General features: G+C 61.9%; 25 protein-coding genes and 1 pseudogene. 18 read left to right on the top strand and 8 right to left on the bottom strand.

The window, feature by feature from the left end; translation table 11 throughout:
• Positions 1 to 126: 126 nt before the first annotated feature.
• On the bottom strand, positions 127 to 1,221 hold the full coding sequence (gene apbC, locus M2D63_RS20755) for an iron-sulfur cluster carrier protein ApbC (protein ID WP_285864879.1): 1,095 nt from the start codon (positions 1,219 to 1,221) through the stop codon (positions 127 to 129).
• A gap of 153 nt (positions 1,222 to 1,374) precedes the next feature.
• On the opposite strand from apbC, the gene metG reads away from it, so the two are divergent.
• From metG to M2D63_RS20715, 8 genes and pseudogenes are all read left to right on the top strand, one after another.
• Complete coding sequence (gene metG, locus M2D63_RS20750) at positions 1,375 to 3,414, top strand: methionine--tRNA ligase (protein WP_285864878.1); 2,040 nt, start codon at positions 1,375 to 1,377, stop codon at positions 3,412 to 3,414.
• Positions 3,415 to 3,504: 90 nt separating this feature from the next.
• A complete protein-coding gene (locus M2D63_RS20745; RefSeq protein ID WP_285864877.1) occupies positions 3,505 to 4,086 on the top strand; it encodes an Rnf-Nqr domain containing protein in 582 nt (193 codons plus the stop codon).
• Positions 4,083 to 4,916 (top strand): annotated as a pseudogene (gene rsxB, locus M2D63_RS20740) (electron transport complex subunit RsxB); the annotation flags it as partial. The gene M2D63_RS20745 and the pseudogene rsxB, both read left to right, overlap by 4 nt.
• Positions 4,917 to 4,923: 7 nt before the next feature.
• On the top strand, positions 4,924 to 5,910 hold the full coding sequence (locus M2D63_RS20735; RefSeq protein ID WP_285864876.1) for an RnfABCDGE type electron transport complex subunit D: 987 nt from the start codon (positions 4,924 to 4,926) through the stop codon (positions 5,908 to 5,910).
• Complete coding sequence (locus M2D63_RS20730; RefSeq protein ID WP_285864875.1) at positions 5,907 to 6,524, top strand: RnfABCDGE type electron transport complex subunit G; 618 nt, start codon at positions 5,907 to 5,909, stop codon at positions 6,522 to 6,524. The genes M2D63_RS20735 and M2D63_RS20730 overlap by 4 nt, the downstream gene beginning before the upstream one ends.
• Complete coding sequence (locus tag M2D63_RS20725) at positions 6,517 to 7,041, top strand: Rnf-Nqr domain containing protein (protein WP_285864874.1); 525 nt, start codon at positions 6,517 to 6,519, stop codon at positions 7,039 to 7,041. Before M2D63_RS20730 ends, M2D63_RS20725 begins: the two co-directional genes overlap by 8 nt.
• Before the next feature lie 4 nt (positions 7,042 to 7,045).
• A complete protein-coding gene (gene nth / locus M2D63_RS20720) occupies positions 7,046 to 7,684 on the top strand; it encodes an endonuclease III (RefSeq protein WP_285864873.1) in 639 nt (212 codons plus the stop codon).
• Between the two features lie 105 nt (positions 7,685 to 7,789).
• Positions 7,790 to 7,969 carry a PA3496 family putative envelope integrity protein gene (locus M2D63_RS20715; RefSeq protein WP_285864872.1) on the top strand — a complete coding sequence of 60 codons (180 nt, stop codon included), beginning with the start codon at positions 7,790 to 7,792 and terminating at the stop codon, positions 7,967 to 7,969.
• A 98-nt stretch (positions 7,970 to 8,067) separates the two neighbouring features.
• Here the strand turns inward: M2D63_RS20715 and M2D63_RS20710 are convergent, their stop codons facing one another.
• Positions 8,068 to 8,694 (bottom strand): response regulator transcription factor, encoded by a 627-nt coding sequence (locus M2D63_RS20710; protein ID WP_285864871.1) that lies wholly within the window; start codon positions 8,692 to 8,694, stop codon positions 8,068 to 8,070.
• 427 nt (positions 8,695 to 9,121) lie between these two features.
• On the opposite strand from M2D63_RS20710, the gene M2D63_RS20705 reads away from it, so the two are divergent.
• Positions 9,122 to 9,628, top strand: a complete 507-nt coding sequence (locus tag M2D63_RS20705) for a hypothetical protein (protein WP_285864870.1) — start codon at positions 9,122 to 9,124, stop codon at positions 9,626 to 9,628.
• Positions 9,629 to 9,671: 43 nt separating this feature from the next.
• On the opposite strand, the gene M2D63_RS20700 is transcribed toward M2D63_RS20705, so the two are convergent.
• Both M2D63_RS20700 and M2D63_RS20695 read right to left on the bottom strand, forming a co-directional pair.
• On the bottom strand, positions 9,672 to 10,889 hold the full coding sequence (locus M2D63_RS20700; protein ID WP_285864869.1) for an argininosuccinate synthase: 1,218 nt from the start codon (positions 10,887 to 10,889) through the stop codon (positions 9,672 to 9,674).
• 129 nt (positions 10,890 to 11,018) lie between these two features.
• Positions 11,019 to 11,975 carry an OmpA family protein gene (locus tag M2D63_RS20695; RefSeq protein WP_285864868.1) on the bottom strand — a complete coding sequence of 319 codons (957 nt, stop codon included), beginning with the start codon at positions 11,973 to 11,975 and terminating at the stop codon, positions 11,019 to 11,021.
• 128 nt (positions 11,976 to 12,103) lie between these two features.
• Between M2D63_RS20695 and pyrC the strand changes: the two genes are divergently transcribed.
• Positions 12,104 to 13,150, top strand: a complete 1,047-nt coding sequence (gene pyrC / locus M2D63_RS20690; RefSeq protein ID WP_285864867.1) for a dihydroorotase — start codon at positions 12,104 to 12,106, stop codon at positions 13,148 to 13,150.
• Complete coding sequence (gene rnt / locus M2D63_RS20685) at positions 13,147 to 13,815, top strand: ribonuclease T (RefSeq protein WP_285864866.1); 669 nt, start codon at positions 13,147 to 13,149, stop codon at positions 13,813 to 13,815. Before pyrC ends, rnt begins: the two co-directional genes overlap by 4 nt.
• Before the next feature lie 54 nt (positions 13,816 to 13,869).
• Here the strand turns inward: rnt and M2D63_RS20680 are convergent, their stop codons facing one another.
• Positions 13,870 to 14,472 carry a peroxiredoxin gene (locus M2D63_RS20680; protein WP_285864865.1) on the bottom strand — a complete coding sequence of 201 codons (603 nt, stop codon included), beginning with the start codon at positions 14,470 to 14,472 and terminating at the stop codon, positions 13,870 to 13,872.
• A 234-nt stretch (positions 14,473 to 14,706) separates the two neighbouring features.
• On the opposite strand from M2D63_RS20680, the gene M2D63_RS20675 reads away from it, so the two are divergent.
• Positions 14,707 to 14,925 carry a bacterioferritin-associated ferredoxin gene (locus tag M2D63_RS20675; RefSeq protein WP_285864882.1) on the top strand — a complete coding sequence of 73 codons (219 nt, stop codon included), beginning with the start codon at positions 14,707 to 14,709 and terminating at the stop codon, positions 14,923 to 14,925.
• A 199-nt stretch (positions 14,926 to 15,124) separates the two neighbouring features.
• Positions 15,125 to 15,595, top strand: a complete 471-nt coding sequence (bfr, locus tag M2D63_RS20670; protein WP_285864864.1) for a bacterioferritin — start codon at positions 15,125 to 15,127, stop codon at positions 15,593 to 15,595.
• Positions 15,596 to 15,783: 188 nt separating this feature from the next.
• Here bfr and grxD read toward each other — a convergent pair whose 3' ends face one another.
• Together grxD and M2D63_RS20660 are read right to left on the bottom strand one after the other, a co-directional pair.
• Positions 15,784 to 16,119 (bottom strand): Grx4 family monothiol glutaredoxin, encoded by a 336-nt coding sequence (gene grxD, locus M2D63_RS20665; protein ID WP_285864863.1) that lies wholly within the window; start codon positions 16,117 to 16,119, stop codon positions 15,784 to 15,786.
• Positions 16,120 to 16,211: 92 nt separating this feature from the next.
• Positions 16,212 to 18,320, bottom strand: a complete 2,109-nt coding sequence (locus M2D63_RS20660; protein WP_285864862.1) for a molybdopterin oxidoreductase family protein — start codon at positions 18,318 to 18,320, stop codon at positions 16,212 to 16,214.
• Positions 18,321 to 18,684: 364 nt separating this feature from the next.
• Here M2D63_RS20660 and argF point away from each other — a divergent pair, with 364 nt between their 5' ends.
• Both argF and M2D63_RS20650 read left to right on the top strand, forming a co-directional pair.
• Positions 18,685 to 19,605, top strand: coding sequence for an ornithine carbamoyltransferase (argF, locus tag M2D63_RS20655; RefSeq protein ID WP_285864861.1), 921 nt, complete (start codon positions 18,685 to 18,687; stop codon positions 19,603 to 19,605).
• Positions 19,602 to 20,711, top strand: coding sequence for an ABC transporter ATP-binding protein (locus M2D63_RS20650; RefSeq protein WP_285864860.1), 1,110 nt, complete (start codon positions 19,602 to 19,604; stop codon positions 20,709 to 20,711). Before argF ends, M2D63_RS20650 begins: the two co-directional genes overlap by 4 nt.
• 66 nt (positions 20,712 to 20,777) lie before the next feature.
• Here the strand turns inward: M2D63_RS20650 and ybaK are convergent, their stop codons facing one another.
• Positions 20,778 to 21,248, bottom strand: coding sequence for a Cys-tRNA(Pro) deacylase (gene ybaK, locus M2D63_RS20645; protein ID WP_285864859.1), 471 nt, complete (start codon positions 21,246 to 21,248; stop codon positions 20,778 to 20,780).
• Between the two features lie 327 nt (positions 21,249 to 21,575).
• Here ybaK and M2D63_RS20640 point away from each other — a divergent pair, with 327 nt between their 5' ends.
• The 3 genes from M2D63_RS20640 to M2D63_RS20630 all read left to right on the top strand — a co-directional run bounded on the left by M2D63_RS20640 (position 21,576) and on the right by M2D63_RS20630 (position 24,885).
• Positions 21,576 to 22,427, top strand: a complete 852-nt coding sequence (locus M2D63_RS20640; protein ID WP_285864858.1) for an MIP/aquaporin family protein — start codon at positions 21,576 to 21,578, stop codon at positions 22,425 to 22,427.
• Positions 22,428 to 22,493: 66 nt separating this feature from the next.
• Entirely contained in the window at positions 22,494 to 23,993 is a 1,500-nt protein-coding gene (gene glpK, locus M2D63_RS20635) for a glycerol kinase GlpK (protein ID WP_285864856.1), read from the top strand.
• A gap of 136 nt (positions 23,994 to 24,129) precedes the next feature.
• On the top strand, positions 24,130 to 24,885 hold the full coding sequence (locus tag M2D63_RS20630; RefSeq protein WP_285864855.1) for a DeoR/GlpR family transcriptional regulator: 756 nt from the start codon (positions 24,130 to 24,132) through the stop codon (positions 24,883 to 24,885).
• The last annotated feature ends 139 nt before the right edge of the window (positions 24,886 to 25,024 follow it).

The following is a 25,024-nucleotide window of genomic DNA, read 5'->3' as shown; positions in this document are numbered from 1 at the left end:
TAGTCTTGTTTTCTTTTTAAAAAACCCCCCCCCCTTTCCCGGGGGTTTTTTTTTTTAGCCCCGGGGGGGGCCACCCCCTGCCTTCCGGGGATTGGGGGGGGGGGGGCCCCCCGCGATGGGCTCATCTCAATCTTCGCTGATGGTGATGTTCGGCATCGCCGGTGCAGCAGCTTCCTGCAACACGATCCGCGCGCCCACCTGGCGAGCCAGCTCCTGGTAGACCATGGCGATCTGGCTTTCCGGTTCGGCGATGGCGGTCGGCTTGCCACTGTCGGCCTGCTCGCGGATCAGCATCGACAGCGGTAGCGAAGCCAGCAGTTCCACGCCGTACTGGGCCGCCAGCTTCTCACCGCCGCCCTCACCGAACAGATGCTCGGCATGGCCGCAGTTGGAGCAGATGTGCACAGCCATGTTCTCGACCACGCCCAGCACCGGGATGTTGACCTTGCGGAACATCTCCACACCCTTTTTCGCATCGAGCAAGGCCAGGTCCTGCGGCGTGGTGACGATCACCGAGCCTGCCACCGGGACTTTCTGCGCCAGGGTCAACTGGATGTCGCCGGTGCCTGGCGGCATGTCGATCACCAGGTAGTCGAGGTCGTCCCAGGCGGTCTGGGTCACCAGTTGCAGCAACGCCCCGGAGACCATCGGCCCGCGCCAGACCATGGGGGTATTGTCGTCGGTGAGGAAGGCCATGGACATCACCTCGACGCCATGGGCCTTGAGCGGCACGAACCACTTCTGGTCGCGGACCTGTGGCCGGGTGCGCTCGGGAATCCCGAACATCACGCCCTGGCTCGGACCATAGATGTCGGCATCGAGAATCCCCACCCGGGCGCCTTCACGGGCCAGGGCCAGGGCCAGGTTGGCCGCGGTGGTGGACTTGCCCACGCCACCCTTGCCCGAGGCCACGGCGACGATGTTCTTGACGTTGGCCAGCCCCGGGATCTGGGCCTGGGCCTTGTGCGCGGCGATCACGCAGTTGATCTCGACCCGCGCCGAAGCGACACCCTCGATACCCTCGATGGCCGTTTGCAGGACCTGCGCCCAGCCGTTCTTGAACAGGCCGGCGGCATAACCGAGTTGCAACTGGACATTGACCTGCCCGCCCTGGATATCGATGGCCTGCACACAGCCGGCGCTGACCGGGTCCTGGTTCAGGTAAGGGTCGGTGTACTGGCGAAGAACGGCTTCGACGGCTGCGCGAGTGACGGCACTCATGGAGACTCCCGTGATAAGACTGAGCAAAACAGGCCACTATGCTAACCCGTGAAACAACGACGGATACGCCCATGGGGTGAAATAAATTTCCCGGCGTTTTATAGTGGCCGATCACCGTTTTATCTCTAGTAGCCGAAAAGTAGCCGAGCCCCCATGTCCGAGCCACGTCAGATTCTCGTCACCAGCGCCCTCCCCTATGCCAATGGTTCCATTCACCTTGGCCATATGCTCGAGTACGTCCAGACAGACATGTGGGTGCGCTTCCAGAAACTACGCGGCAACCAGTGCGTGTATGTCTGCGCGGACGACGCCCATGGTTCGGCCATCATGCTGCGCGCCGAGAAGGAAGGCATCACCCCCGAGCAGCTGATCGCCGACGTCCAGGCCGAACACAGCAAGGACTTCGCCGATTTCCTGGTGGATTTCGACAACTTCCACTCGACCCACGCCGAAGAAAACCGCGAGCTGTCGAGCCAGATCTACCTCAAGCTGCGTGAAGCCGGGCATATTGCCACCCGCTCGATCACCCAGTATTTCGACCCGGACAAGAAAATGTTCCTGGCCGACCGCTTCATCAAGGGCACCTGCCCCAAGTGTGCTGCCGAAGACCAGTACGGCGACAACTGCGAAAAATGCGGCGCCACCTACGCACCCACCGAGCTGAAGAACCCCAAGTCGGCGATTTCCGGCGCCACCCCGGTGCTCAAGGACTCCCAGCACTTCTTCTTCAAGCTGCCGGACTTCCAGGCCATGCTCCAGCAGTGGACCCGCAGTGGCACCCTGCAGGACGCCGTGGCCAACAAGATCGCCGAATGGCTGGACGCCGGCCTGCAGGAGTGGGACATCTCCCGTGATGCCCCGTACTTCGGCTTCGAGATCCCCGACGAGCCGGGCAAGTACTTCTACGTCTGGCTGGACGCGCCGATCGGCTACATGGCCAGCTTCAAGAACCTCTGCGCCCGTCGTCCGGAACTGGACTTCGACGCGTACTGGAACAAGGACTCCAAGGCCGAGCTGTACCACTTCATCGGCAAGGACATCGTCAACTTCCACGCCCTGTTCTGGCCAGCCATGCTCGAAGGCGCCGGCTACCGCAAGCCGACCGGCATCAACGTGCACGGTTACCTGACCGTGAACGGCTCGAAGATGTCCAAGTCCCGTGGCACCTTCATCAAGGCGCGCACCTACCTGGACCATCTGTCGCCGGAATACCTGCGCTACTACTACGCGTCCAAGCTGGGCCGCGGCGTCGACGACCTCGACCTGAACCTCGAAGACTTCGTGCAGAAGGTCAACTCCGACCTGGTCGGCAAGGTGGTCAACATTGCCAGCCGTTGCGCCGGCTTCATCCACAAGGGCAATGACGGCGTCATGGTCGACGGCGATGCCGCGCCGGAACTGACCGAGGCGTTCCTCAACGCTGCCCCGGCCATTGCCGAAGCCTACGAAGGTCGTGACTTTGCCCGCGCCATGCGCGAGATCATGGCCCTGGCCGACCGCGCCAACGCCTGGATCGCCGACAAGGCACCCTGGTCGCTGGCCAAGCAGGAAGGCAAGCAGGACGAGGTCCAGGCGATCTGCGCCCAGGGCGTCAACCTGTTCCGCCAGCTGGTGATCTTCCTCAAGCCGGTGCTGCCGGTACTGGCCGCCGACGCCGAGGCGTTCCTCAATGTCGCGCCGCTGACCTGGGCCGATCACCAGACGCGCCTGACCAACCACAAGCTGAACCCGTTCAAGGCGCTGATGAACCGTATCGATCCGGCCAAGGTCGAAGCCATGACCACCGCCAGCAAGGAAGACCTGGCCGCCAGCCAGACCTCCGTCGTCACCGGCAATGGCGAGCTGGCCAAGGATCCGCTGTCGCCCGAGATCGAGTTCGACACCTTCGCCGCCGTCGACCTGCGCGTGGCCCTGATCCTCAAGGCCGAAGCCGTGGAGGGCGCCGACAAGCTGCTGCGCCTGACCCTGGACATCGGTGACGAGCAACGCAACGTGTTCTCCGGCATCAAGTCGGCCTACCCGGACCCGGCCAAGCTCGAAGGTCGCCTGACCATGATGATCGCCAACCTCAAGCCGCGCAAAATGCGCTTCGGCATCTCCGAGGGCATGGTCATGGCCGCAGGCCCTGGCGGTGAAGAAATCTACCTGCTCAGCCCCGACAGCGGCGCCAAGCCAGGCCAGCGCATCAAGTAACCCCCACGCCCCGGACGATTGCGTCCGGGGCGTTCTCATCCTTGCCTCATTGCCGGATAATGGCGAACAGCCCTGGCAATGTGCACCCCCATGAGCGAACTCATCCTGGCCCTGATCAGCGCCGCGCTGATCAACAACCTGATCCTGCATCAGGGGCTGGCCATCGACCCTGCCCTGCACTACCCGGTTGACCAGGAACGCCGTCGGCTGCACGCACTGGGCCTGGCGACACTGGTGGTGCTGGTGCTGGCGACCAACCTGGGTCAACTGCTGTACCACTTTCTGTTGCTGCCCTTGCAACTCGACTACCTGCGCCTGTTCGTCTTGCTGCCCTTGGCAGCGTTGCTGATCGCCCCCGTGCTCGGGTTGTTGTCGCGAGCGCTGCCCAGCCTGCCATTTGCCGGGCTGATGCCCTTGCTGCTGGGCAATGTGGCGCTGCTGGGCCTGAGCCTGCAGGTCAGCGAAGCGGGCTATGGTGTAGTGCAGACCCTGGCCTGGAGCCTGGGTGGCGGGCTGGGTTTCTGGCTGGTCATGGCGCTGTTTGCCGACCTGCGCCGGCGCACTGACAACGACGCTGTACCCCTGGCCTTTCGTGGCCTGCCTGTCGAGTTGATCGGGGCAGGCGTCATGGCCCTGGCGTTTTTCGGCTTCAACGGATTATTTACATCATGAGTCTGATTCAACGCATCGACGCCCTGCTGCCGCAGACCCAGTGCGGCAAATGCGGTCACGCTGGCTGCAAGCCGTACGCTGAAGGGCTGGCCAAGGGCGAAGCGATCAACAAATGTCCACCGGGCGGCAGCGAAACCATCGCGGCCCTGGCCAGCCTGCTGCAGGTTCCGGTCATTGCCCTGGATACCGAACGCGGTAGCGCCCCCGCCCAGGTGGCCTTCATTCGCGAAGCGGAATGCATCGGCTGCACCAAATGCATCCAGGCCTGCCCGGTGGATGCCATCGTCGGTGCGGCCAAGCTGATGCACACGGTGATCAGCGCCGAATGCACCGGCTGCGACCTGTGCGTGGCGCCCTGCCCGGTAGATTGCATCGACCTGCTACCGCTGACCGCCAGCAGCACCATAGTGCCGATCGTCGGCGGATTTGCCCATGATGCGGATGCCCTGGCAGCACGTAACAGCAAGCGCAACCACGCGCGACGCCGTTTCGAGCTGCGCAATAGCCGCTTGCAGCGCGAGGAAGCACGCAAACAGGCGGAGCGCGCCGCCCGTAGCCAGCGTAGCGCCCAAGCCAGCACCAACAACCAGAGCGAAGTGGCTGACGACCCGATCAAGGCGGCTATCGAACGGGTCAAGGCGCAGAAGGCTGCGGCCGCCGATACGGCCCTGAAACAGGCCAAAATTGCCGCTGCCATGAGTCGGGCACAACTGAGCAAGGCCAGAACGGCCTTCGGCGCCAGCCCCAGCGAAGCGCAACACGCCCAGCTGGCCGAGCTTGAACGGGAAGCCGATCAGGCACAGGCTCGCCTGCAAGCCTTGCAACCGGCCACCGATCATGCAGCCCGCTGACCTCAGTGAACGCTTGCGCGGCACCATGTTGCTGGTGCTGCTGGCCTGCCTGCCAGGTGTGCTGGTGCTGCTCTGGCAGCACGGTTGGGGCATGCTGTTCAATCTGTTGCTGTGTGCCGGCGCCGCCCTGGCCTTCGAGGCGATCGCGCTCAAATTGCAGCAACGGCCGGTCTTGCCATCGCTCAATGACGGCAGCGCCCTGGTCAGCGCGACCCTGCTGGCCGTTGCCCTGCCCGCCTACCCGCCCTGGTGGGTACCGGTAACCGCCACGGCAAGTGCCATGCTGCTGGGCAAGCACCTGTATGGGGGCGTCGGCAAGAACCCGTTCAACCCGGCCATGCTGGGCTACGCGGTGGCCTTGCTGACCTTCCCGCAGCACATGACCCAGTGGCCGGGCACGCAACTGCTCGACCTGGGCACCAGCCTGCAGCATGTATTCGGCCTGAGCATCGGCGAACAGCCCGATGCCTGGGCACAGGCTACGATCCTCGACGGCTTGCGCCACAACCGCAGCCTGACCATGGATGAGCTGTTCGCCAGCCACCCAGGCTTCGGTCATTTCGGTGGCAAGGGCAGCGAATGGGTCAACCTGGCCTTCCTCGCCGGAGGCCTGTTGCTGCTGCAACGCAAGGTCATCAGCTGGCACACCCCGGTCGGCCTGCTGGCCAGCCTGTTCGTGATCAGCCTGCTGTGCTGGAACGGTTCGGGCTCGGATTCCAATGGCTCGCCGCTGCTGCATCTGCTCAGTGGCTCGACCATGCTGGCGGCGTTCTTCATCGCCACAGAACCCGTCTCCGGTCCCAGGTCACCCTGGGGCAGGCTGCTGTTCGGCGCGGGCGTGGGCCTGTTGATCTACCTGATCCGCACCTGGGGCAACTATCCCGATGGCGGCGCCTTCGCCGTGCTGCTGATGAACCTCGGCGTACCGGCCCTGGAGCGCTGGGCCGAACGTCGACAGGCGGTGTCAACATGAACCGTGCAGCGCTGCGCAGTGCGTCGCTGCTGTTGCTGGTCGGCCTGCTGAGCCTGGGTAGCGTCGTGGCCTGGCAACACTTCAGCGCCGGAGCTATTGCCCAGGCGCAACAACAGCTAAAGGCACAAACCTGGCTTAGCGTCCTGCCGCCATCGAGCTACGACAACCAACCCCTGCAATCCCCCCTGGTACTGGATAATCCGTCACTCGATCACAGCCAGCTACTGGCCGGCTATCGCGCCACCCTGGCCGGCAAGCCCAGCGCCGTGGTACTGCACAGCCAGAGCCAAGGCTATGGTGGACCACTGGAACTGCTGATCGCCGTCGACAGCCAGGGCCGCCTGATCGGCACCAAGGTCATGCGGCAACAGGAAACGCCGGGGCTGGGCGGCAAACTGGTGGAACCGGGCAACCACTGGCTGCAAACCTTCACCGGCGCCAGCCGCCAGACACTGCCCGATTCGGCCTGGGCGCTGAAACGTGACAACGGTCAGTTCGATCAGTTGGCCGGTGCCACCGTGACATCCCGTGCGGTGATCCAGGCGGTGCACGATGCATTGCGTTACTTCGACGAACACCGCCAGCCATTGCTCGAGGGCGCCCCTCATGAATAGACAATGGCTGGCCGCCGTATCCCTTGCCCCGCTGCTCGGCGCAACCGGCACGCTGGTCAACGCCAGCGTCATTGGCGCTTGCAGCGTGGCGCTGATTGCGGTGCACCACCTGGCCATGAAGCCCCTGCACCAGGGCCTCTCCCCCGCCAGCCAGTTGACCGCCAGCGTGCTGCTGGCCGCCGCACTGGTTACCTGCCTGGAATTGAGCCTGCGCGCCTGGGCCCTTCCCCTGTATCAAGCACTGAGTCCCTACCCGGCGTTGATCGCCGTACAATGCCTGGTATTCGAACATGCCCTGGGTCACAGCCGTCGCTGGCGCGAAACCGGCAGCGTGCTTTTGGGCTTTGCCGCCCTGTGCATCGCCCTGGGCGTCAGCCGCGAAGTACTGGCAGGCTGGGCAGGTGTGCGCCTGGCCGCGCTGCTGCCAGGTGGCTTGATCCTGCTGGGCCTGTTGCTCGCCCTTTACAACCGGGTTTGCCTGCAGCGAGCCCCCTCACGCCGTCAAGGAAAGCATTGACCCCATGAATGCCGCAAAACGCCTGGAAATCTTTCGCAGGCTGCATGAAGACAATCCTGACCCCAAGACCGAACTGGCCTACACCACGCCCTTCGAATTGCTGATCGCGGTGATCCTCTCTGCCCAGGCCACGGATGTCAGCGTGAACAAGGCAACCGCCAGACTGTACCCGATCGCCAACACCCCCGAAGCCATTTATGCGCTGGGCGTAGACGGACTGTCGGAGTACATCAAGACCATCGGCCTGTACAACAGCAAGGCCCGCAACGTGATAGAAACCTGCCGCCTGTTGATCGAGCAGCATGGCAGCCAGGTGCCGGAAACCCGTGAAGCCCTCGAAGCCCTGCCTGGCGTCGGTCGCAAGACCGCCAACGTAGTGCTCAATACCGCATTTCGGCAACTGGCCATGGCGGTCGATACGCATATTTTCCGGGTCAGCAACCGGACGGGCATTGCCCCGGGCAAGACTGTACTTGAGGTCGAGAAGGCACTGTTGAAGTTCGTTCCCAAGGCCTACCTGCTCGATGCCCACCACTGGCTGATCCTGCATGGCCGTTATGTGTGCCAGGCGCGCAAACCCCGTTGCGGAAGCTGCCGGATCGAAGACCTGTGCGAATACAAGCACAAAACCTCGGACGATTGAGAAGATAGTGAAATTCTTGACCTGTCGATTGAAAAAATCTTTTTTACCCGCTCAAGGATTCTCGCTATAAGGTGCGCCAATGGCCCTCTTGGCTTGGAGTGACTTATGAGCACCGATAAAGAAGACCTGGATGTAGTGGAAGACGACTTCGACGCCAGCGAGACAGAAGAGAGAGAGCCGGCAGAAGTGGCAAAGACCAACCTGAGCAAACGCCGCACCATCGACAACATGCTGGAAGAGCGCCGCCTGCAGAAAGAATTGGCCGATTTTGACTACGACCTGTAACACCCTGGATCGAGCCTGACCGGGCAACAAGCCCGCGACCCGGCCTCATCACTTACACAAAAGCCTCCTGCACGGAGGCTTTGTTGTTTTTGCCCGCGTCAGACCAGGCCGTTGCGCTGGGCCAGTTCTATCAGGTCGACCAGCGAACGGGCGTTGAGCTTGAGCAGCAAGCGTGTCTTGTAGGTGCTGACGGTCTTGTTGCTCAGGAACATGCCGTCGGCGATTTCCTTGTTGGTCTTGCCTCGCGCCAGTTGCTGCAACACCATCATCTCCCGCCCGGACAAGCGCTCGACCATGTCCGCCTCGCTGGCGCCTCCCAGGTTGGAGCGAACCGAATGCAAGGCCTGATTGGGAAAGTAGCTGTAGCCGGAGAGCACCGCCTTGATTGCACTGAGCAGTTCGGTGAGATCCTGCTGCTTGCAGACATAACCCGCAGCCCCCGCCTGCATGCAACGCATCGAGAAGTGCCCGGGAGCCTGGGAGGTCAGGACCAGCACCTTGATGCCCTGGCAACTTGTGGTGAGCCGGGCGATCACCTCGAGGCCATCGAGCTTGGGAATGCCGATATCCAGGATGACGATGTCCGGACTGTGTTCCCGTGCCAATTGCAACGCATCCACGCCGTTGTCCGTTTCCGCGATGACTTCATATCCATGCCGCTCCATCAGCATGCGCACAGCCAGGCGAATGACCGGATGATCATCCACGATCAGCACTTTATTCATGGGCAAATCCAATAGTTCGCTGTTCGAATTTCAAGCCCGCACAATAGCCTAGTCACACAACATAATGTATTACGCCATTGACGAACAAGTATGTATAAAGACAGAACCTACACACTTAAGAGACTATTCCTACAAATAAGATAATTGCAGGACACCCCATGTCCGTACGCTCCCAACAACAGCAACAGCTATAACTCTGACACTAAGGTAGCACCGTGCTGTCTAGACAGACCAGCTCACAAAGCCATTAGCCACGCAGGAAATATCCTAGACTTTTGCTTGATAAATACTCGAAATAAAAAACATATGAAATTTTCGAGCGCGCGCAGCAACAACTTCCTGATCAAGAAATGCCACCCTCTGCCAGTACTGCCTTTATCGGGAATAAATGAAGATTAACTTGAACTGCCGATGAGAGGTGGGAGGCATGAACGACTCAGAGCTGAAAAGCCCGCTGACGATCATCGCAATATTAGCCGGCATTATCGAAGCCTCGGCCCTGGCGTCGTTGCCATTCCTGAGCGAGCGTAGCCAGGGCATCTATACCTGGTTCCTCGTCGGCTTCCCGTTCTTTCTGACGGTACTGTTCTTTCTTACCCTGAACTTCAACTACAGGTCACTGTTCTCACCGCCGCCGGTTGATCCCGGCGCTATGCCAGACACCCACATTTCGCTCGCGGTAATGGATGAAACAGTTGTTGAAAGCGCCGGCCCCGACAGACTTCAGGACATGCAACCGCTCGGCGAGCCTGCCACACCCCCTGAACAGACGAGCATCACCATCTGCATGCGTGGCGCACAAACACCCCGACTGATCGAACTGTTTGCCGCCCAGGCGTTGAAACAGACACAACCACCCGACACCACCTGGATACTGTGCAATCTGGACGCTGGCACCCGGACCACACTGGTCACCCGCCCGATCGCAGAATAAAAAAACCCCGGACCAGGCCGGGGTTTTTCGTTCAGCGCGTCGCTTAGATCAGCGAACGGCCCTTGTTGGCAGCAATACGCATGCGCAGGGCATTGAGCTTGATGAAGCCCGCCGCGTCCGCCTGGTTGTAAGCGCCGCCATCTTCTTCGAAGGTTGCGATATTGGCGTCGAACAGCGAGTCATCGGACTTGCGGCCGGTGACGATCACGTTGCCCTTGTACAGCTTCAGGCGAACCACACCGTTCACGTTGACCTGCGAGGCGTCGATCATCTGCTGCAGCATCAGGCGCTCAGGGCTCCACCAGTAGCCGGTGTAGATCAGGCTGGCATACTTGGCCATCAGCTCATCCTTCAGGTGAGCGACTTCGCGGTCCAGGGTGATCGACTCGATGGCGCGGTGGGCGCGCAGCATGATGGTGCCGCCCGGGGTCTCGTAGCAGCCACGGGACTTCATGCCGACATAACGGTTCTCGACGATGTCCAGACGACCGATGCCGTTCTCGCCGCCGATGCGGTTGAGGGTGGCCAGTACGGTGGCAGGCGTCATTTCCACGCCGTCCAGGGCGACGATGTCACCGTTGCGGTAGGTCAGTTCCAGGTAGGTAGGAACGTCCGGCGCAGCTTCTGGCGACTTGGTCCACTTCCACATGTCTTCTTCGTGTTCGGTCCAGGTATCCTCCAGCACGCCACCCTCGTAGGAGATGTGCAGCAGGTTGGCGTCCATCGAATAAGGCGATTTCTTCTTGCCGTGACGCTCGATCGGGATACCGTGCTTCTCAGCGTAGTCCATGAGCTTCTCGCGGGACAGCAGGTCCCACTCACGCCACGGCGCGATGACCTTGACCCCTGGCTTGAGTGCGTAGGCACCCAGTTCGAAACGCACCTGGTCGTTACCCTTGCCGGTAGCGCCATGGGAAATGGCGTCGGCGCCGGTTTCGTTGGCGATTTCGATCAGGCGCTTGGCGATCAGCGGACGAGCGATGGAAGTACCCAGCAGGTACTCGCCTTCGTAGACGGTGTTGGCGCGGAACATCGGGAACACGAAGTCTCGGACGAATTCTTCGCGCAGGTCATCGATGTAGATTTCCTTCACGCCCATGGCCTGAGCCTTGGCGCGGGCCGGCTCGACCTCCTCGCCCTGACCCAGATCGGCGGTGAACGTCACCACTTCACAGTTGTAGGTATCCTGCAGCCACTTGAGAATCACCGAAGTATCAAGGCCGCCGGAATACGCCAGTACGACCTTTTTTACGTCCGCCATGCCATCACTCCACGGGGTTGTACGGAAAGCCGTTGATTCTACCGGCCTTGCGGCAAAAATTACAGTGGGGCGACAGCTTGTGACGACAAAGCGACAGGAACTGTCGAGAGCGCGACGGAAGGTCGCAGCTCAGGACTTGACCACCGGCTTGCCGGCTTCGGTTTGCGCAGCCGGTGCGGCGGCAGGGGTGGCCGGTGCCGAGTCGGCGGCTTGCTCTACCGGCTTCTCCACCGGTGTCACACGGTCCAGCTGGATATTGACCCGGCGATTGCGCGCGCGGTTGGCCGCCGAGTTGTTGGCCGTCAACGGGTAGCGCTCGCCGTGGAAGCGCACGGTGATCTGGTCCTCCGGAATACCGTGGGCCTTGAAGTAGTCCATGACCGCCAGGGCCCGGCGCCGGGACAGGTCGCGGTTGGTCAGGCGGTTGCCACTGTTGTCGGAGTGGCCGTCGATGTCGATGTGGTTGACCGTCGGATCAGCCTTGATGAAGTCCAGGATCACGTCCAGGCGCGCCCTGGCATCGGCATCCAGGTCGATACCGCCCCCGGGGAACCCGACCCGCGCCTGGCGAATCTGGTCATAGTTCATCGGCAGCAGCTTGGCCGCACACAGCTGGTATTCGCCATAGGCCTGGCTGAACTTGACCGGTAGCAGGCGAACTTCCATCGCCCGCCCCGCTTCACCGGCATAGTTGCGCACGACGGTGCTGCGCCCGTCGAGCAAGCCATTGATCAGGCGGCTGGCCTGGCCCTGGGTGCTGGTAAAGAGCACGCCGCTGCGCGCCATACGCACCGATCCCAGGTTGATGTCGCCACGACCGGGCTGCCAGGGCGCAGCCGCCGCCAGCAAGGACGCCGAGCCCGTGCCCAGTACATTGACGCTCGAACGCAGCTGGAACGTAGCCTGCTCGCCTGCGCGGCGCACGAACACGCCACTGCCGAAATCGGTGACCGGCTGGACCAGACGGCACTCGAACTGATCGCCTTCGACTTTCCACTCGATATTCTCCAGACGCGTCTGGAACGTGAGCGCCATGGCGGGCAGGCTGGCAAACACACTGAGCAGGGCTAGATAACGCTGGCGCACGGGCGGCTCCACAGATTTTCGGTATACCCGCAGGCTATCGGTCGGTCGGGGCAAAACTTGATAGCGAGTGCTCGGAACCGGCTTTTCCGGTAGCATTCATATTGAGTTCGACCCGCCTGGAATCCCCAATGTCCGACCGCCTGACCCTCCTGCGTCCCGATGACTGGCACATCCATCTTCGCGATGGTGCCGTACTGCCCCATACCGTCGGCGACGTTGCGCGCACCTTTGCCCGCGCAATCATCATGCCCAACCTGGTACCTCCGGTGCGCGACGCGGCCGAAGCCGGCGCCTATCGCGAGCGCATCCTGGCCGCGCGCCCGGCCGGCAGCCGCTTTGAACCGCTGATGGTGCTGTACCTCACCGACCGCACCCAGCCCGAGGAAATCCGTGCGGCCAAGGCCACCGGTTTCGTGCATGCCGCCAAGCTCTACCCGGCCGGCGCGACCACCAACTCCGATTCCGGCGTCACCAGCATCGACAACATCTTCCCGGTGCTCGAAGCCATGGCCGAAGTCGGCATGCCACTGCTGGTACACGGTGAAGTGACCCGCAGCGAGATCGACGTGTTCGACCGCGAGAAGCTGTTCATCGACGAGCACCTGCGCCGTGTGGTCGAGCGCTTCCCGACCCTGAAGGTGGTCTTCGAACACATCACCACCAGCGATGCCGTGCAGTTCGTCAACGAGGCCCCGGCCAACGTCGGCGCGACCATCACCGCCCAGCACCTGCTGTACAACCGCAACCACATGCTGGTTGGCGGTATTCGTCCGCACTACTACTGCCTGCCGATCCTCAAGCGCAACACCCACCAGGTGGCCCTGCTGGACGCCGCCACCAGCGGCAGCAGCAAGTTCTTCCTCGGCACCGACTCGGCCCCGCACGCCCGTCACGCCAAGGAAGCGGCCTGTGGCTGCGCCGGCTGCTACACCGCCTATGCCGCTATCGAGATGTACGCCGAGGCGTTCGAGCAACGCAACGCCCTGGACAAGCTCGAAGCCTTCGCCAGCAAGCACGGCCCGGACTTCTACGGCCTGCCGCGCAACACCGATACCATCACCCTGGTTCGTGAAAGCTGGACCGCCCCAAGCAGCCTGCCGTTCGGCGAGCAAACCGTCGTCCCGCTGCGCGCCGGTGAGCAACTGCGCTGGCGCCTGCTGGAGGAAAACGCGTGAGTGAAGACCTGTACGACGACCAGGACGGTCCAAGCGGTGGCCCACGCCACCCGATGGCTGAACGCTTTCGCGGCTACCTGCCGGTTGTAGTGGATGTGGAAACCGGTGGCTTCAACAGCGCCACCGATGCCCTGCTGGAAATCGCCGCCGTCACCATCGGCATGGACGAAAAAGGCTTCCTGTTCCCGGAACATACCTATTTCTTCCGCGTCGAGCCGTTCGAAGGGGCCAACATCGAGCAGGCGGCCCTGGAATTCACCGGGATCAAGCTGGATCACCCGCTGCGCATGGCCGTCAGCGAAGAGTCGGCACTGACCGACATCTTCCGTGGCGTGCGCAAGTCGCTCAAGGCCAATGGCTGCAAACGGGCCATCCTGGTCGGTCACAACAGCAGCTTCGACCTGGGCTTCCTCAATGCGGCCGTGGCGCGCAACGACATGAAACGCAATCCGTTTCATCCGTTCTCCAGCTTCGACACCGCGACCCTGGCCGGACTTGCCTACGGCCAGACCGTGCTGGCCCGGGCCTGCCAGAGCGCCGACATCGACTTCGACGGTCGTGAGGCCCACTCGGCGCGCTACGACACCGAGAAGACTGCCGAGCTGTTCTGCGGCATCGTCAACCGCTGGAAGGAAATGGGCGGCTGGCACGACTTCAACGACTGAAGTCGCAGGCATAAAAAAACCGGCCACCAGGGCCGGTTTTTTTACGCGTGGCGCTTACAGCTTGCCAGCGTTCTCGCTCAGGTAGGCAGCAACGCCTTCTGGCGAAGCGGTCATGCCCTTGTCGCCTTTTTTCCAGTTGGCAGGGCAGACTTCGCCGTGCTCTTCATGGAATTGCAGGGCGTCGACCAGACGCAGCAGCTCGTCCATGTTACGGCCCAGCGGCAGGTCGTTGACGATCTGCGAGCGGACAACGCCCTTGTCGTCGATCAGGAACGCGCCACGGAAGGCAACGCCGCCTTCGGACTCGACGTCGTAGGCCTTGGCGATATCGTGCTTCATGTCAGCAGCCATGATGTACGAGACGTGACCGATGCCACCGGCATTGATCGGGGTGTTGCGCCAGGCGTTGTGGGTGAAGTGCGAGTCGATCGAAACAGCGATCACTTCAACGTTGCGGTCGCGGAACTCGGACATGCGGTGGTCCAGGGCGATCAGCTCGGACGGGCAGACGAAGGTGAAGTCCAGCGGGTAGAAGAACACCAGGCCGTACTTGCCCTTGATGGCCGAAGCCAGGTTGAAGCTGTCTACGATTTCGCCATTGCCCAGCACGGCTGGAACGGTGAAGTCCGGGGCTTGTTTGCCAACGAGTACGCTCATTCGCTATCTCCTGATGGATTGAGTGAGGCTGCACAGGCAGGCTTGGCCGGCCTGGCAGACAAAAGGCCGGCCATGATACACCGCCTGAAGCCGCTCGCCGAATTTCAGCATTGCCGATCCTCGAAACGACCGCCGGTCGCCCTGGCACGGGCATCAGGATGATGTGCTTTGACAAGCATTCTCATTAACATTAAGCTTCTTCGCATTGAGCCTTTACCAGTGATGGTCTGCCCTATGTATGTGTGTCTTTGTGTTGGTGTAACCGACGGACAGATCCGCGATGCGATCTATGAAGGATGCTGCAGCTACAAGGAAGTCAGAGCCGCCACCAACGTGGCGAGCCAGTGTGGCAAGTGTGCCTGCCTGGCCAAACAGGTAGTGCGCGAAACCCTGACCGAACTGCAGGTCAGCCAGGCCATCCTGCCCTACCCTGTGGAATTTACCGCAGCGTAAATACAGCCCATTCGAAGAACCGGACCTCGTGTCCGGTTTTTTTATGCCTGTAATTCAATAAGTTAGGGTTAAAACGCGGAATGAAAACATTCTTATTCCGATTAATTTTTACTTATTATTCAATAACTTAGGTTTGACAGGCGAAGTTAGCGAGCTCAAACTTGTCCTTATAGGCACACTAACAGGGCAGGACCCCATCATGAAAGGCGACGTTAGCGTCATCCAGCATCTCAACAAGATCCTCGGAAACGAGCTGGTCGCAATCAACCAATACTTCCTGCATGCGCGCATGTACGAAGACTGGGGTCTGGATAAGCTCGGCAAGCACGAGTACAAGGAATCCATCGATGAAATGAAGCACGCTGACAAATTGATCAAGCGTATTCTGTTCCTCGAAGGCATCCCCAACGTCCAGGACCTGGGCAAGCTGCTGATTGGTGAACACACCAAGGAAATGCTCGAGTGCGACCTCAAGATCGAGCAAAAAGGCCTGACCGACCTCAAGGCCGCCATCGCCCACTGTGAAACCGTTGGCGACTTCGGCAGCCGTGAAATGCTCGAAGACATCCTCGAGTCCGAGGAAGAACACATCGACTGGCTGGAAACCCAGCTGAGCCTGATCGACAAGGTCGGCCTGGAAAACTACCTGCAGTCGCAGATGGGCGAGTAATCGCATCTGCTTCCAGCAGCAAAAAGCCCGCAGCGATGCGGGCTTTTTTGTGCCTGGTTGCGATCGGTGGGAGCGGGCTTGCCCCGCGATTGCGGTGAATCAGTCACATCGTATCGCGGGGCAAGCCCGCTCCTACAGCCAAAAAAAAAAGCCCCGCAGTGCGGGGCTCTTTGTCAGCGGGCCTGGGATCAGGCCTCGGCTGCCTTGGCCTTGGCCGCAGCGTCCTTGATCAGGGTCTGCAGTTCGCCGTTGGCGAACATCTCAGTCATGATGTCGGAACCGCCAACCAGCTCACCGGCCACCCACAGTTGCGGGAAGGTCGGCCAGTTGGCGTACTTTGGCAGGTTGGCACGGATTTCCGGGTTCTGCAGGATATCCACGTAAGCGAACTTCTCACCACAACCCATCACGGCTTGCGCCGCCTTGGCCGAAAAACCGCACTGCGGTGCATTCGGCGAGCCTTTCATGTAAAGCAGAATGGTGTTGTTGGCAATCTGCTCTTTGATTGTTTCGATGATATCCATGAAGCACCTCGCGGCTGAACTTTCCGACCTGTTTGTCGGCACGGTGACGCATTGTATCGGAAAGCCGAGCGCGACGCTCGGCCTTGCCGATATCAGGCCGCAACCACCTGCACCGGCACGCCATTGAGCGCCGCGTTGCCCGATACCGCATCGCGCCAGCGCTCATCGGTGAGGTCATTGGCGCTGGCCCCGGGCTGGTTGCGGGCGATGTCCATGCGCACACCGGCGCGGCCATGGCCAAAGCCATGGGGCAGGCTGACCACCCCCGGCATCATGTCGCTGCACGCCTGCACCTCGACCTCGATACTGCCCACCCGGGAGCTGACCCGCACCCGCTGCCCGTCGCTCAAGTGGCGACCGGCCAGATCGTCCGGGTGCATGAGCAAGTGATGGCGCGGCTTGCCCTTCACCAGACGGTGGTAATTGTGCATCCAGGAGTTGTTGCTGCGCACATGCCGGCGCCCGATCAGCAACAGTTGATCCGATCCAATCGGTTGTTGCCCGGCAAACCGCTGCAGGTCGATGAGAATCTCCGGCGGCGCGGCCTGGATGCGTTGGTTGACGGTCTTCAGGCGCCCGGCAAGGTTCGGCTGCAAGGGCCCCAAGTCGATGCCGTGGGGGTGTTGGTCCAGCGTCGCGATCGACAGGTTGAACGGCGAACCTTCGCCATAGCGCCCCTGGCGCAAGCCGATGTCGATCAGCTGCGCCGGCGGCAAGGTCGGTTTCAACGGCTTGTCGGCAAGCGCGGCAAAGGCCCTGGCCAGGCCGACGAAGATTTCCCAATCGTGCAAGGCCCCTTGCGGCTTGGGCAGGATCGCCCGGTTGAAGCGGCTGACATTGCGTACGGCCAACAGGTTGAAAGTAGTGTCGTAGTGATCGTTTTCCAGGGCCGAGGTGGACGGCAGGATCAGGTCCGCATAGCGGGTGGTCTCGTTGATATAGAGGTCGATGCTGAGCATGAACTCCAGGCCCTCCAGCGCACGCTCCAGTTGCCTGCCGTTGGGGGTGGACAGCACCGGGTTACCCGCCACCGTCACCAGTGCGCGCACCTGCCCTTCCCCTTCGCTGAGCATTTCCTCGGCCAGCGCTGCCACCGGCAACTCGCCCCCGTATTCCGGCAAACCGGACACCCGGCTCTGCCAGGCATTGAAATGCCCACCGGAGGTACTGGCCACCAGGTCCACCGCAGGCTGGGTACACAAGGCGCCACCGACCCGGTCGAGGTTGCCGCTGACCAGGTTGATCAACTGCACCAGCCAATGGCACAGGGTACCGAAGGCCTGGGTCGAGACGCCCATGCGCCCATAGCACACGGCTTTGTCGGCGGCGGCGAAGTCGCGCGCCAACTGGCGGATGACCTGCGCTTCGACGCCACACAGTGGCGCCATCGCTTCGGCGCTGAACGGTGCAATCGCCTCACGCACCTGGTCGAGCCCGTCGACCGGCAAGCTCGACGGTCGCTCCAGGCCCTCGCTGAACAGGGTATTGAGCAGGCCACACAGCAGCGCCGCATCGCCACCGGGGCGCACGAACACATGCTGGTCGGCCATGGCTGCGGTTTCGCTGCGCCGTGGATCAACCACCACCAGCTTGCCACCTCGGGCCTGGATCGCCTTCAGACGCTTCTCTACATCCGGCACGGTCATGATGCTGCCATTGGAAGCCAGGGGGTTACCGCCCAGGATCAGCATGAAGTCGGTGTGGTCGATGTCCGGGATCGGCAGCAGCAAGCCATGGCCATACATCAGGTAGCTGGTCAGGTGCTGTGGCAGCTGGTCAACCGAGGTGGCGGAGAAACGATTGCGGGTCTTGAGCAAGCCGAGGAAGTAGTTGCTGTGGGTCATCAGCCCGTAGTTATGCACGCTGGGGTTACCCTGATAGACCGCCACGGCGTTCTGGCCGTGGGCCTGCTGGATGGCCCAGAGCTTTTGCGCGGCGAACTCGAAAGCTTCGTCCCAGCCGATCGGCTCCCAGCTGTCGCCCACCCGCCGATGCGGTACGCGCAGGCGATCGGGATCGTTCTGGATGTCCTGCAGGGCCACGGCCTTGGGGCAGATGTGACCACGGCTGAAGCTGTCCTGGGGGTCGCCCTTGATCGAGCTGATGCGCGGCGCGGCGCCGGGCGCTTCGGTGACTTCGATGGTCAGGCCACAGATGGCTTCGCACAGGTGACAGGCACGGTGATGCAAGGTCTTGTTCATGGCCACCTCTTCCGGGTGTCTGGTGATGGGCCTGACTATGAGCCCGGACACGCAGTGCCACCAGCGAGTTTCGCCCCGTGAATCTTGCGGCATCAGGCGTAACGATGCGCCAGGGTTTGCCAAGCCGCCAGCGGGCAGTGTAAAACCCTTGTGCTGGCATAAAAAAAGCATCCGCCCAATGGGTTGCGGCATTGCCCACAATAAAGGCAGTGCACGCCCCACTTGGTATGACGCGACATTTAATTATAGTATTGCGTCTTCCCCTATTTCGTCGCCCCGTGCGGCTTTCGCCGCAGGTCACCTCCGTTGTTTCGAAAAACCGGCATCGTTGACCTGCGGTCTGTTGCAAATAAGGTAGTCAAACATGAGCGCTAGGCACTTTCTCTCCCTGATGGACTTCACAGCCGACGAACTGCTGAGCGTGATCCGTCGAGGCATCGAGCTGAAGGACCTGCGTAACCGCGGCGTACTGTTCGAACCCCTGAAGAACCGCGTGCTGGGGATGATCTTCGAGAAATCCTCGACCCGTACCCGGCTGTCGTTCGAAGCCGGCATGATCCAGCTCGGCGGCCAGGCCATCTTCCTGTCCCCGCGCGACACCCAACTGGGCCGTGGCGAGCCGATCGGCGACTGCGCCATCGTCATGTCGCGCATGCTCGATGCGGTGATGATCCGGACCTTCGCCCACAGCACCCTGACCGAGTTCGCCGCCAACTCCCGGGTACCGGTGATCAACGGCCTGTCCGACGACCTGCACCCCTGCCAGCTGCTGGCCGACATGCAGACCTTCCTCGAACACCGCGGCGCCATCCAGGGCAAGACCGTGGCCTGGATCGGTGACGGCAACAACATGTGCAACAGCTACATCGAGGCGGCCATCCAGTTCGACTTCCAGCTGCGCATCGCCTGCCCGGCCGAATACGAGCCCAATGCCGAGTTCCTGGCCAAGGCTGGCGAGCGCGTGCAGATCTTCCGTGAACCCAAGGATGCCGTGCAGGGCGCGCACCTGGTGAGCACCGATGTCTGGACTTCCATGGGTCAGGAAGAGGAAACTGCACGGCGCCTGGCCTTGTTCGCGCCTTACCAGGTAACCCGCGAACTGCTCGACCTGGCAGCACCCGATGCCCTGTTCATGCACTGCCTGCCCGCCCACCGTGGCGAGGAAATCAGCCTGGACCTGCTCGACGACCCACGCTCGGTCGCCTGGGACCAGGCCGAAAACCGCTTGCATGCACAGAAGGCGCTTCTCGAATTTCTTGTTGAACCGGCCTATCACCACGCATGAGTCAACCTTTACTGCTTAACCTGCGCAACCTCGCCTGTGGCTATGGCGAGCAGCGCATCGTCCAGAACCTCAACCTGCACCTCAACGCCGGCGACATCGGTTGCCTGCTCGGCTCATCGGGGTGCGGCAAGACCACCACCCTGCGCGCCATCGCAGGCTTCGAGCCCGTGCACGAGGGTGAGATCCAGCTGGCCGGTGAAGTCATCTCCAAGGCTGGCTTCACCCTGGCGCCGGAAAAGCGCCGGATCGGCATGGTGTTCCAGGACTACGCGCTGTTCCCGCACCTGACAGTGGCCGAGAACATCGCCTTCGGTATCGGCAAGCACCCCAACCAGCAGCAGGTGGTCAAGGAAATGCTCGAGCTGGTGAAGCTCGACGGGCTCGGCAAACGCTACCCACACGAGCTTTCCGGCGGTCAGCAACAACGCGTGGCCCTGGCCCGCGCCCTGGCCCCCGAGCCGCAATTGCTGCTGCTCGACGAGCCCTTCTCCAACCTCGACGTGGAACTGCGCCGCCGCCTCAGCCATGAGGTTCGCGACATTCTCAAAAGCCGCGGCACCAGCGCCATCCTGGTCACCCACGACCAGGAAGAAGCCTTCGCGGTCAGTGACCATGTCGGCGTCTTCAAGGAAGGTCGCCTGGAGCAGTGGGACACGCCCTACAACCTCTATCACGAACCCCTGACCCCCTTCGTGGCCAGCTTCATCGGCCAGGGCTACTTCATTCGTGGCCAGCTGACCAGCCCGGAGTCCGTGCGTACCGAATTGGGTGAATTGCGCGGCAATCGCGCTTACACCTTCACCCCGGGCAGCGCGGTCGACGTCCTGCTGCGTCCGGACGACATCCTCCATGCGCCGCACAGCGCACTGAAGGTACAGATCGTCGGCAAGAGCTTCCTCGGCGCCTCGACCCTGTATCGCCTGCAACTGCCGACCGGCAGCCAGCTCGAAGCGATCTTCCCCAGCCATATCGACCACCAGGTCGGGGCCGAGGTGGGCATCGAAGTGGCGGCCGATCACCTGGTGCTGTTTGCCGTGCCCGGTAGCGTGGCGGCGCAGCTGCCGGTGCCGGAGAACGGGGTTCGGCGCTACAGTTCGGCGGTGTGATTCCTTTCGCGGGGCAAGCCCGCTCCTACGGTGTGTAGGAGCGGGCTTGCCCCGCGATGCGTTGAGTCAGCCGCGACCAATCTCGGCAAATTTCGCCTGGGTATGTTCGGCCAGCACCGCCGCCGACAACTCCACCTCCAGCCCACGCCGACCAGCGCTGACATGGATGGTTTCAAATGACTGGGCAGACTGATCGATAAAGGTGCGCAGGCGCTTTTTCTGCCCCAGCGGGCTGATCCCACCCACCAGGTAGCCCGTCGAACGCTGGGCCGCTGCCGGGTCGGCCATTTCGCACTTCTTCACCCCGGCGGCATGGGCGAGCCCCTTCAGGTCCAGGCTACCGACCACCGGTACCACCGCCACCAACAGTTCGCCCTTTTCACTGCTGGCGAGCAAGGTCTTGAATACCCGCGCCGGCTCCAACCCCAGTTTTTCGGCAGCTTCCAGCCCATAGGAAGCCGACTTGGGGTCATGTTCGTAACTGTGGACACGATGTTCGGCGCGAACCTTTTTCAGCAGATCCAGTGCGGGGGTCATGCAGAACTCCAGACAGAAGGTGAATGCCATTTTCGCCCGGTACTTTAGGACAAAACCCCCGCGCCAGCCACAGCCGTCACAGACGAGCCCGTCACTTCGGTGTGGGAAATTCCGGTATCGACAGGATTGCCAACAGTCAGTTTGTGAATGACGGTTCACTTTCGACCTTTGACATAAGCGTTTCTTGTCTATATTTTTTCGATTCTGAATATAGCCATGCCCCGTATCGGTGCATTCCCTGCAGCCTGCCCGACCGAAATGGGGATTTTGGTCGGGCGTTTGTCGAGCGCTCACTGCGCCTCACAACAACAAGAACCGAGGTAACGAATGACGACGGCTCTACGACAACCAACACTTTCAAGCCAATGCATGGCCGAGTTTCTCGGCACCGCGCTGCTGATCTTCTTCGGCACCGGTTGCGTGGCGGCGCTCAAGGTCGCGGGCGCCAGCTTCGGCCTGTGGGAAATCAGCATCATCTGGGGCGTCGGCGTAAGCATGGCGATCTACCTGACCGCCGGGGTGTCCGGCGCGCACCTGAACCCGGCCGTGAGCATCGCCCTGTGCCTGTTCGCCGGATTCGAGAAGCACAAGCTGCCGTTCTACATCGTCGCCCAGGTCGCCGGCGCCTTCTGCGCGGCGGCCCTGGTCTACACGCTGTACAGCAACCTGTTCTTCGATTACGAACAGGCCCACGCCATGATTCGCGGCAGCCAGGCCAGCCTGGAGCTGGCCTCGGTGTTCTCCACCTACCCGCACCCTGCCCTGTCCACCGGCCAGGCCTTTCTGGTCGAAGTGATCATTACCGCCGTACTGATGGCGGTGATCATGGCCCTGACCGACGACAACAACGGCCTGCCCCGGGGCGCCATGGCCCCCCTGCTGATCGGCCTGCTGATCGCCGTGATCGGTAGCGCCATGGGCCCGCTGACCGGCTTTGCCATGAACCCGGCCCGCGACTTCGGGCCCAAGTTGATGACATTCCTCGCCGGATGGGGCGAAGTCGCCTTTACTGGCGGTCGTGATGTTCCCTATTTCCTGATTCCGATTTTTGCGCCGATCATAGGAGCGAGCCTTGGTGCCGCCCTGTATCGCGGCGTGATCGCCCGCAACCTGCCGGTTGCCCAGAGCGAAACCGCCCGGACCGACGCCAACCCTCAGGGCAATACCCAGGCCTCCTGATGCTTGGTCGGCGAGCTTGGCTCGCCCCGCCCTGATAACCACCCTATTGAGCGCAAGGCCAACGACATGACAGACACCCAGCACAAGAACTACATCATTGCCCTGGACCAGGGCACGACCAGTTCGCGGGCCATCATTTTCGACCGCGATGCCAACGTGGTTGGCACCTCGCAGCGTGAGTTCGCCCAGCACTACCCACAAGCCGGCTGGGTCGAACACGACCCGATGGAAATCTTCGCCACCCAGAGCGCGACCATGGTCGAGGCCCTGGCCCAGGCCGGCATCAGCCACGACCAGGTCGCGGCCATCGGTATCACCAACCAGCGCGAAACCACCGTGGTCTGGGACAAGGAAACCGGTCGCCCGGTGTACAACGCCATCGTCTGGCAGTGCCGGCGCAGCACCGAGATCTGCGAGCAGCTCAAGCGTGACGGCCTGCAGGACTACATCCGCGAGACCACCGGCCTGGTCACCGACCCGTACTTCTCCGGCACCAAGCTCAAGTGGATCCTGGACAACGTCGAAGGCGCCCGCGAGCGCGCCGAACGCGGCGAATTGCTGTTCGGCACCGTCGACAGCTGGCTGATCTGGAAATTCTCCGGCGGCAAGGTGCACGTCACCGACTACACCAACGCCTCGCGCACCATGCTCTTCAACATCCACACCCTGCAGTGGGACGAGAAGATGCTCCAGGTGCTGGACATCCCGCGGGCGATGCTGCCCGAGGTGCGCAGCTCCTCGGAAGTCTATGGCCACAGCAAGAGCGGCATTGCCATTGCCGGTATCGCCGGCGACCAGCAGGCCGCACTGTTCGGCCAGATGTGCGTCGAGCCCGGCCAGGCCAAGAACACCTACGGCACCGGCTGTTTCCTTTTGATGAACACCGGCGACAAGGCGGTGAAATCGTCCCACGGCTTGCTCACCACCATCGCCTGCGGCCCCCGTGGCGAAGTGGCCTACGCCCTGGAAGGCGCGGTGTTCAACGGTGGTTCCACCGTACAGTGGCTGCGCGACGAACTGAAGATCGTCAACGACGCCCACGACACCGAGTACTTCGCCAGCAAGGTCAAGGACAGCAATGGCGTCTACCTGGTGCCGGCCTTCACCGGCCTGGGCGCCCCCTACTGGGACCCTTACGCCCGTGGCGCGCTGTTCGGCCTGACCCGCGGGGTGAAAGTCGACCACATCATCCGCGCCGCCCTGGAGTCGATCGCCTACCAGACCCGCGACGTGCTCGACGCCATGCAGCAGGACTGCGGCCAGCGCCTGAGCGAGCTGCGCGTGGACGGTGGTGCCGTGGCCAACAACTTCCTCATGCAGTTCCAGGCCGACATTCTCGGTACCTGCGTCGAGCGCCCGCAAATGCGCGAGACCACCGCCCTGGGCGCCGCCTACCTGGCAGGCCTGGCCTGCGGTTTCTGGAGTGGCCTGGACGAGCTGCGTGGCAAGGCGGTGATCGAACGCGAGTTCAGCCCGCAACTGGATGATGCGGAGAAAGAGAAGCTGTATGCCGGCTGGCTGAAGGCGGTGGACCGCACCCGGGATTGGGAGCCGCACGAGGAGTAGACCTTCGTAGCCCCTTCGCGGGGCAAGCCCGCTCCTACGGGGGCGGGCTTGCCCCGGGATTGATTCGGTGACTGGTCGTCAGCCAATTCCTCCGGCATCATGGAGAAATTTGCCCGGCAGCCCAGAAGGACCGCCCATGAATCTGCCCCCTCGCCAACAACAAATCCTCGAACTGGTCCGTGAACGTGGCTACGTCAGTATCGAAGAAATGGCGCAGCTGTTCGTCGTTACACCGCAGACCATCCGCCGCGACATCAATCAGCTTGCGGAAGTGAACCTGCTACGTCGCTACCATGGCGGCGCGGCCTATGACTCCAGCATCGAGAACACCGCCTACGCCATGCGCGCCGACCAGATGCGCGATGAAAAGCAGCGTATCGCCGAGGCCATCGCCTCACAGATTCCCGACCATGCCTCGTTGTTCATCAATATCGGCACCACCACCGAATCCATCGCCCGCGCCCTGCTCAACCACAATCACCTGAAGATCATCACCAACAACCTGCATGTGGCCTCGATCCTCAGCGCCAAGGATGACTTCGAAGTGCTGCTGGCCGGCGGCAATGTGCGCCGCGACGGCGGCGTGGTCGGCCAGGCCAGTGTCGACTTCATCAACCAGTTCAAGGTCGACTTCGCCCTGGTCGGCATCAGCGGCATCGACGAAGACGGCAGCCTGCTCGATTTCGACTACCAGGAAGTGCGGGTCTCCCAGGCGATCATCGCCAATGCCCGCCAGGTGATCCTCGCCGCCGACTCCAGCAAGTTCGGGCGCAACGCCATGGTGCGCCTGGGCTCGATCAGCCTGATCGATTGCCTGGTCACCGACCAGGCGCCAGTGCCCGCCCTCACCCAGTTGCTCAACCAGTTCAAGATTCGCCTGGAAGTGGTCTGAGGCCAGCAGCGCTGCCACCGCTGGGGTGGCAGCCGTCATGTTCGTTATTTTTCATTTAATTGTCATCTGATCAGTATTTTCTATGGAAAGTGACTGGCAGCAGGCATTCTCTTGCGCTAGTATTTTCGAATATGAACAT

The sequence above is a fragment of the Pseudomonas sp. BJa5 genome (assembly GCF_030272875.2).
Taxonomy (GTDB): domain Bacteria; phylum Pseudomonadota; class Gammaproteobacteria; order Pseudomonadales; family Pseudomonadaceae; genus Aquipseudomonas.
The sequence above is the reverse complement of the archived record's forward strand: the minus strand, read 5'-3'. Positions and strand labels throughout refer to the sequence as shown.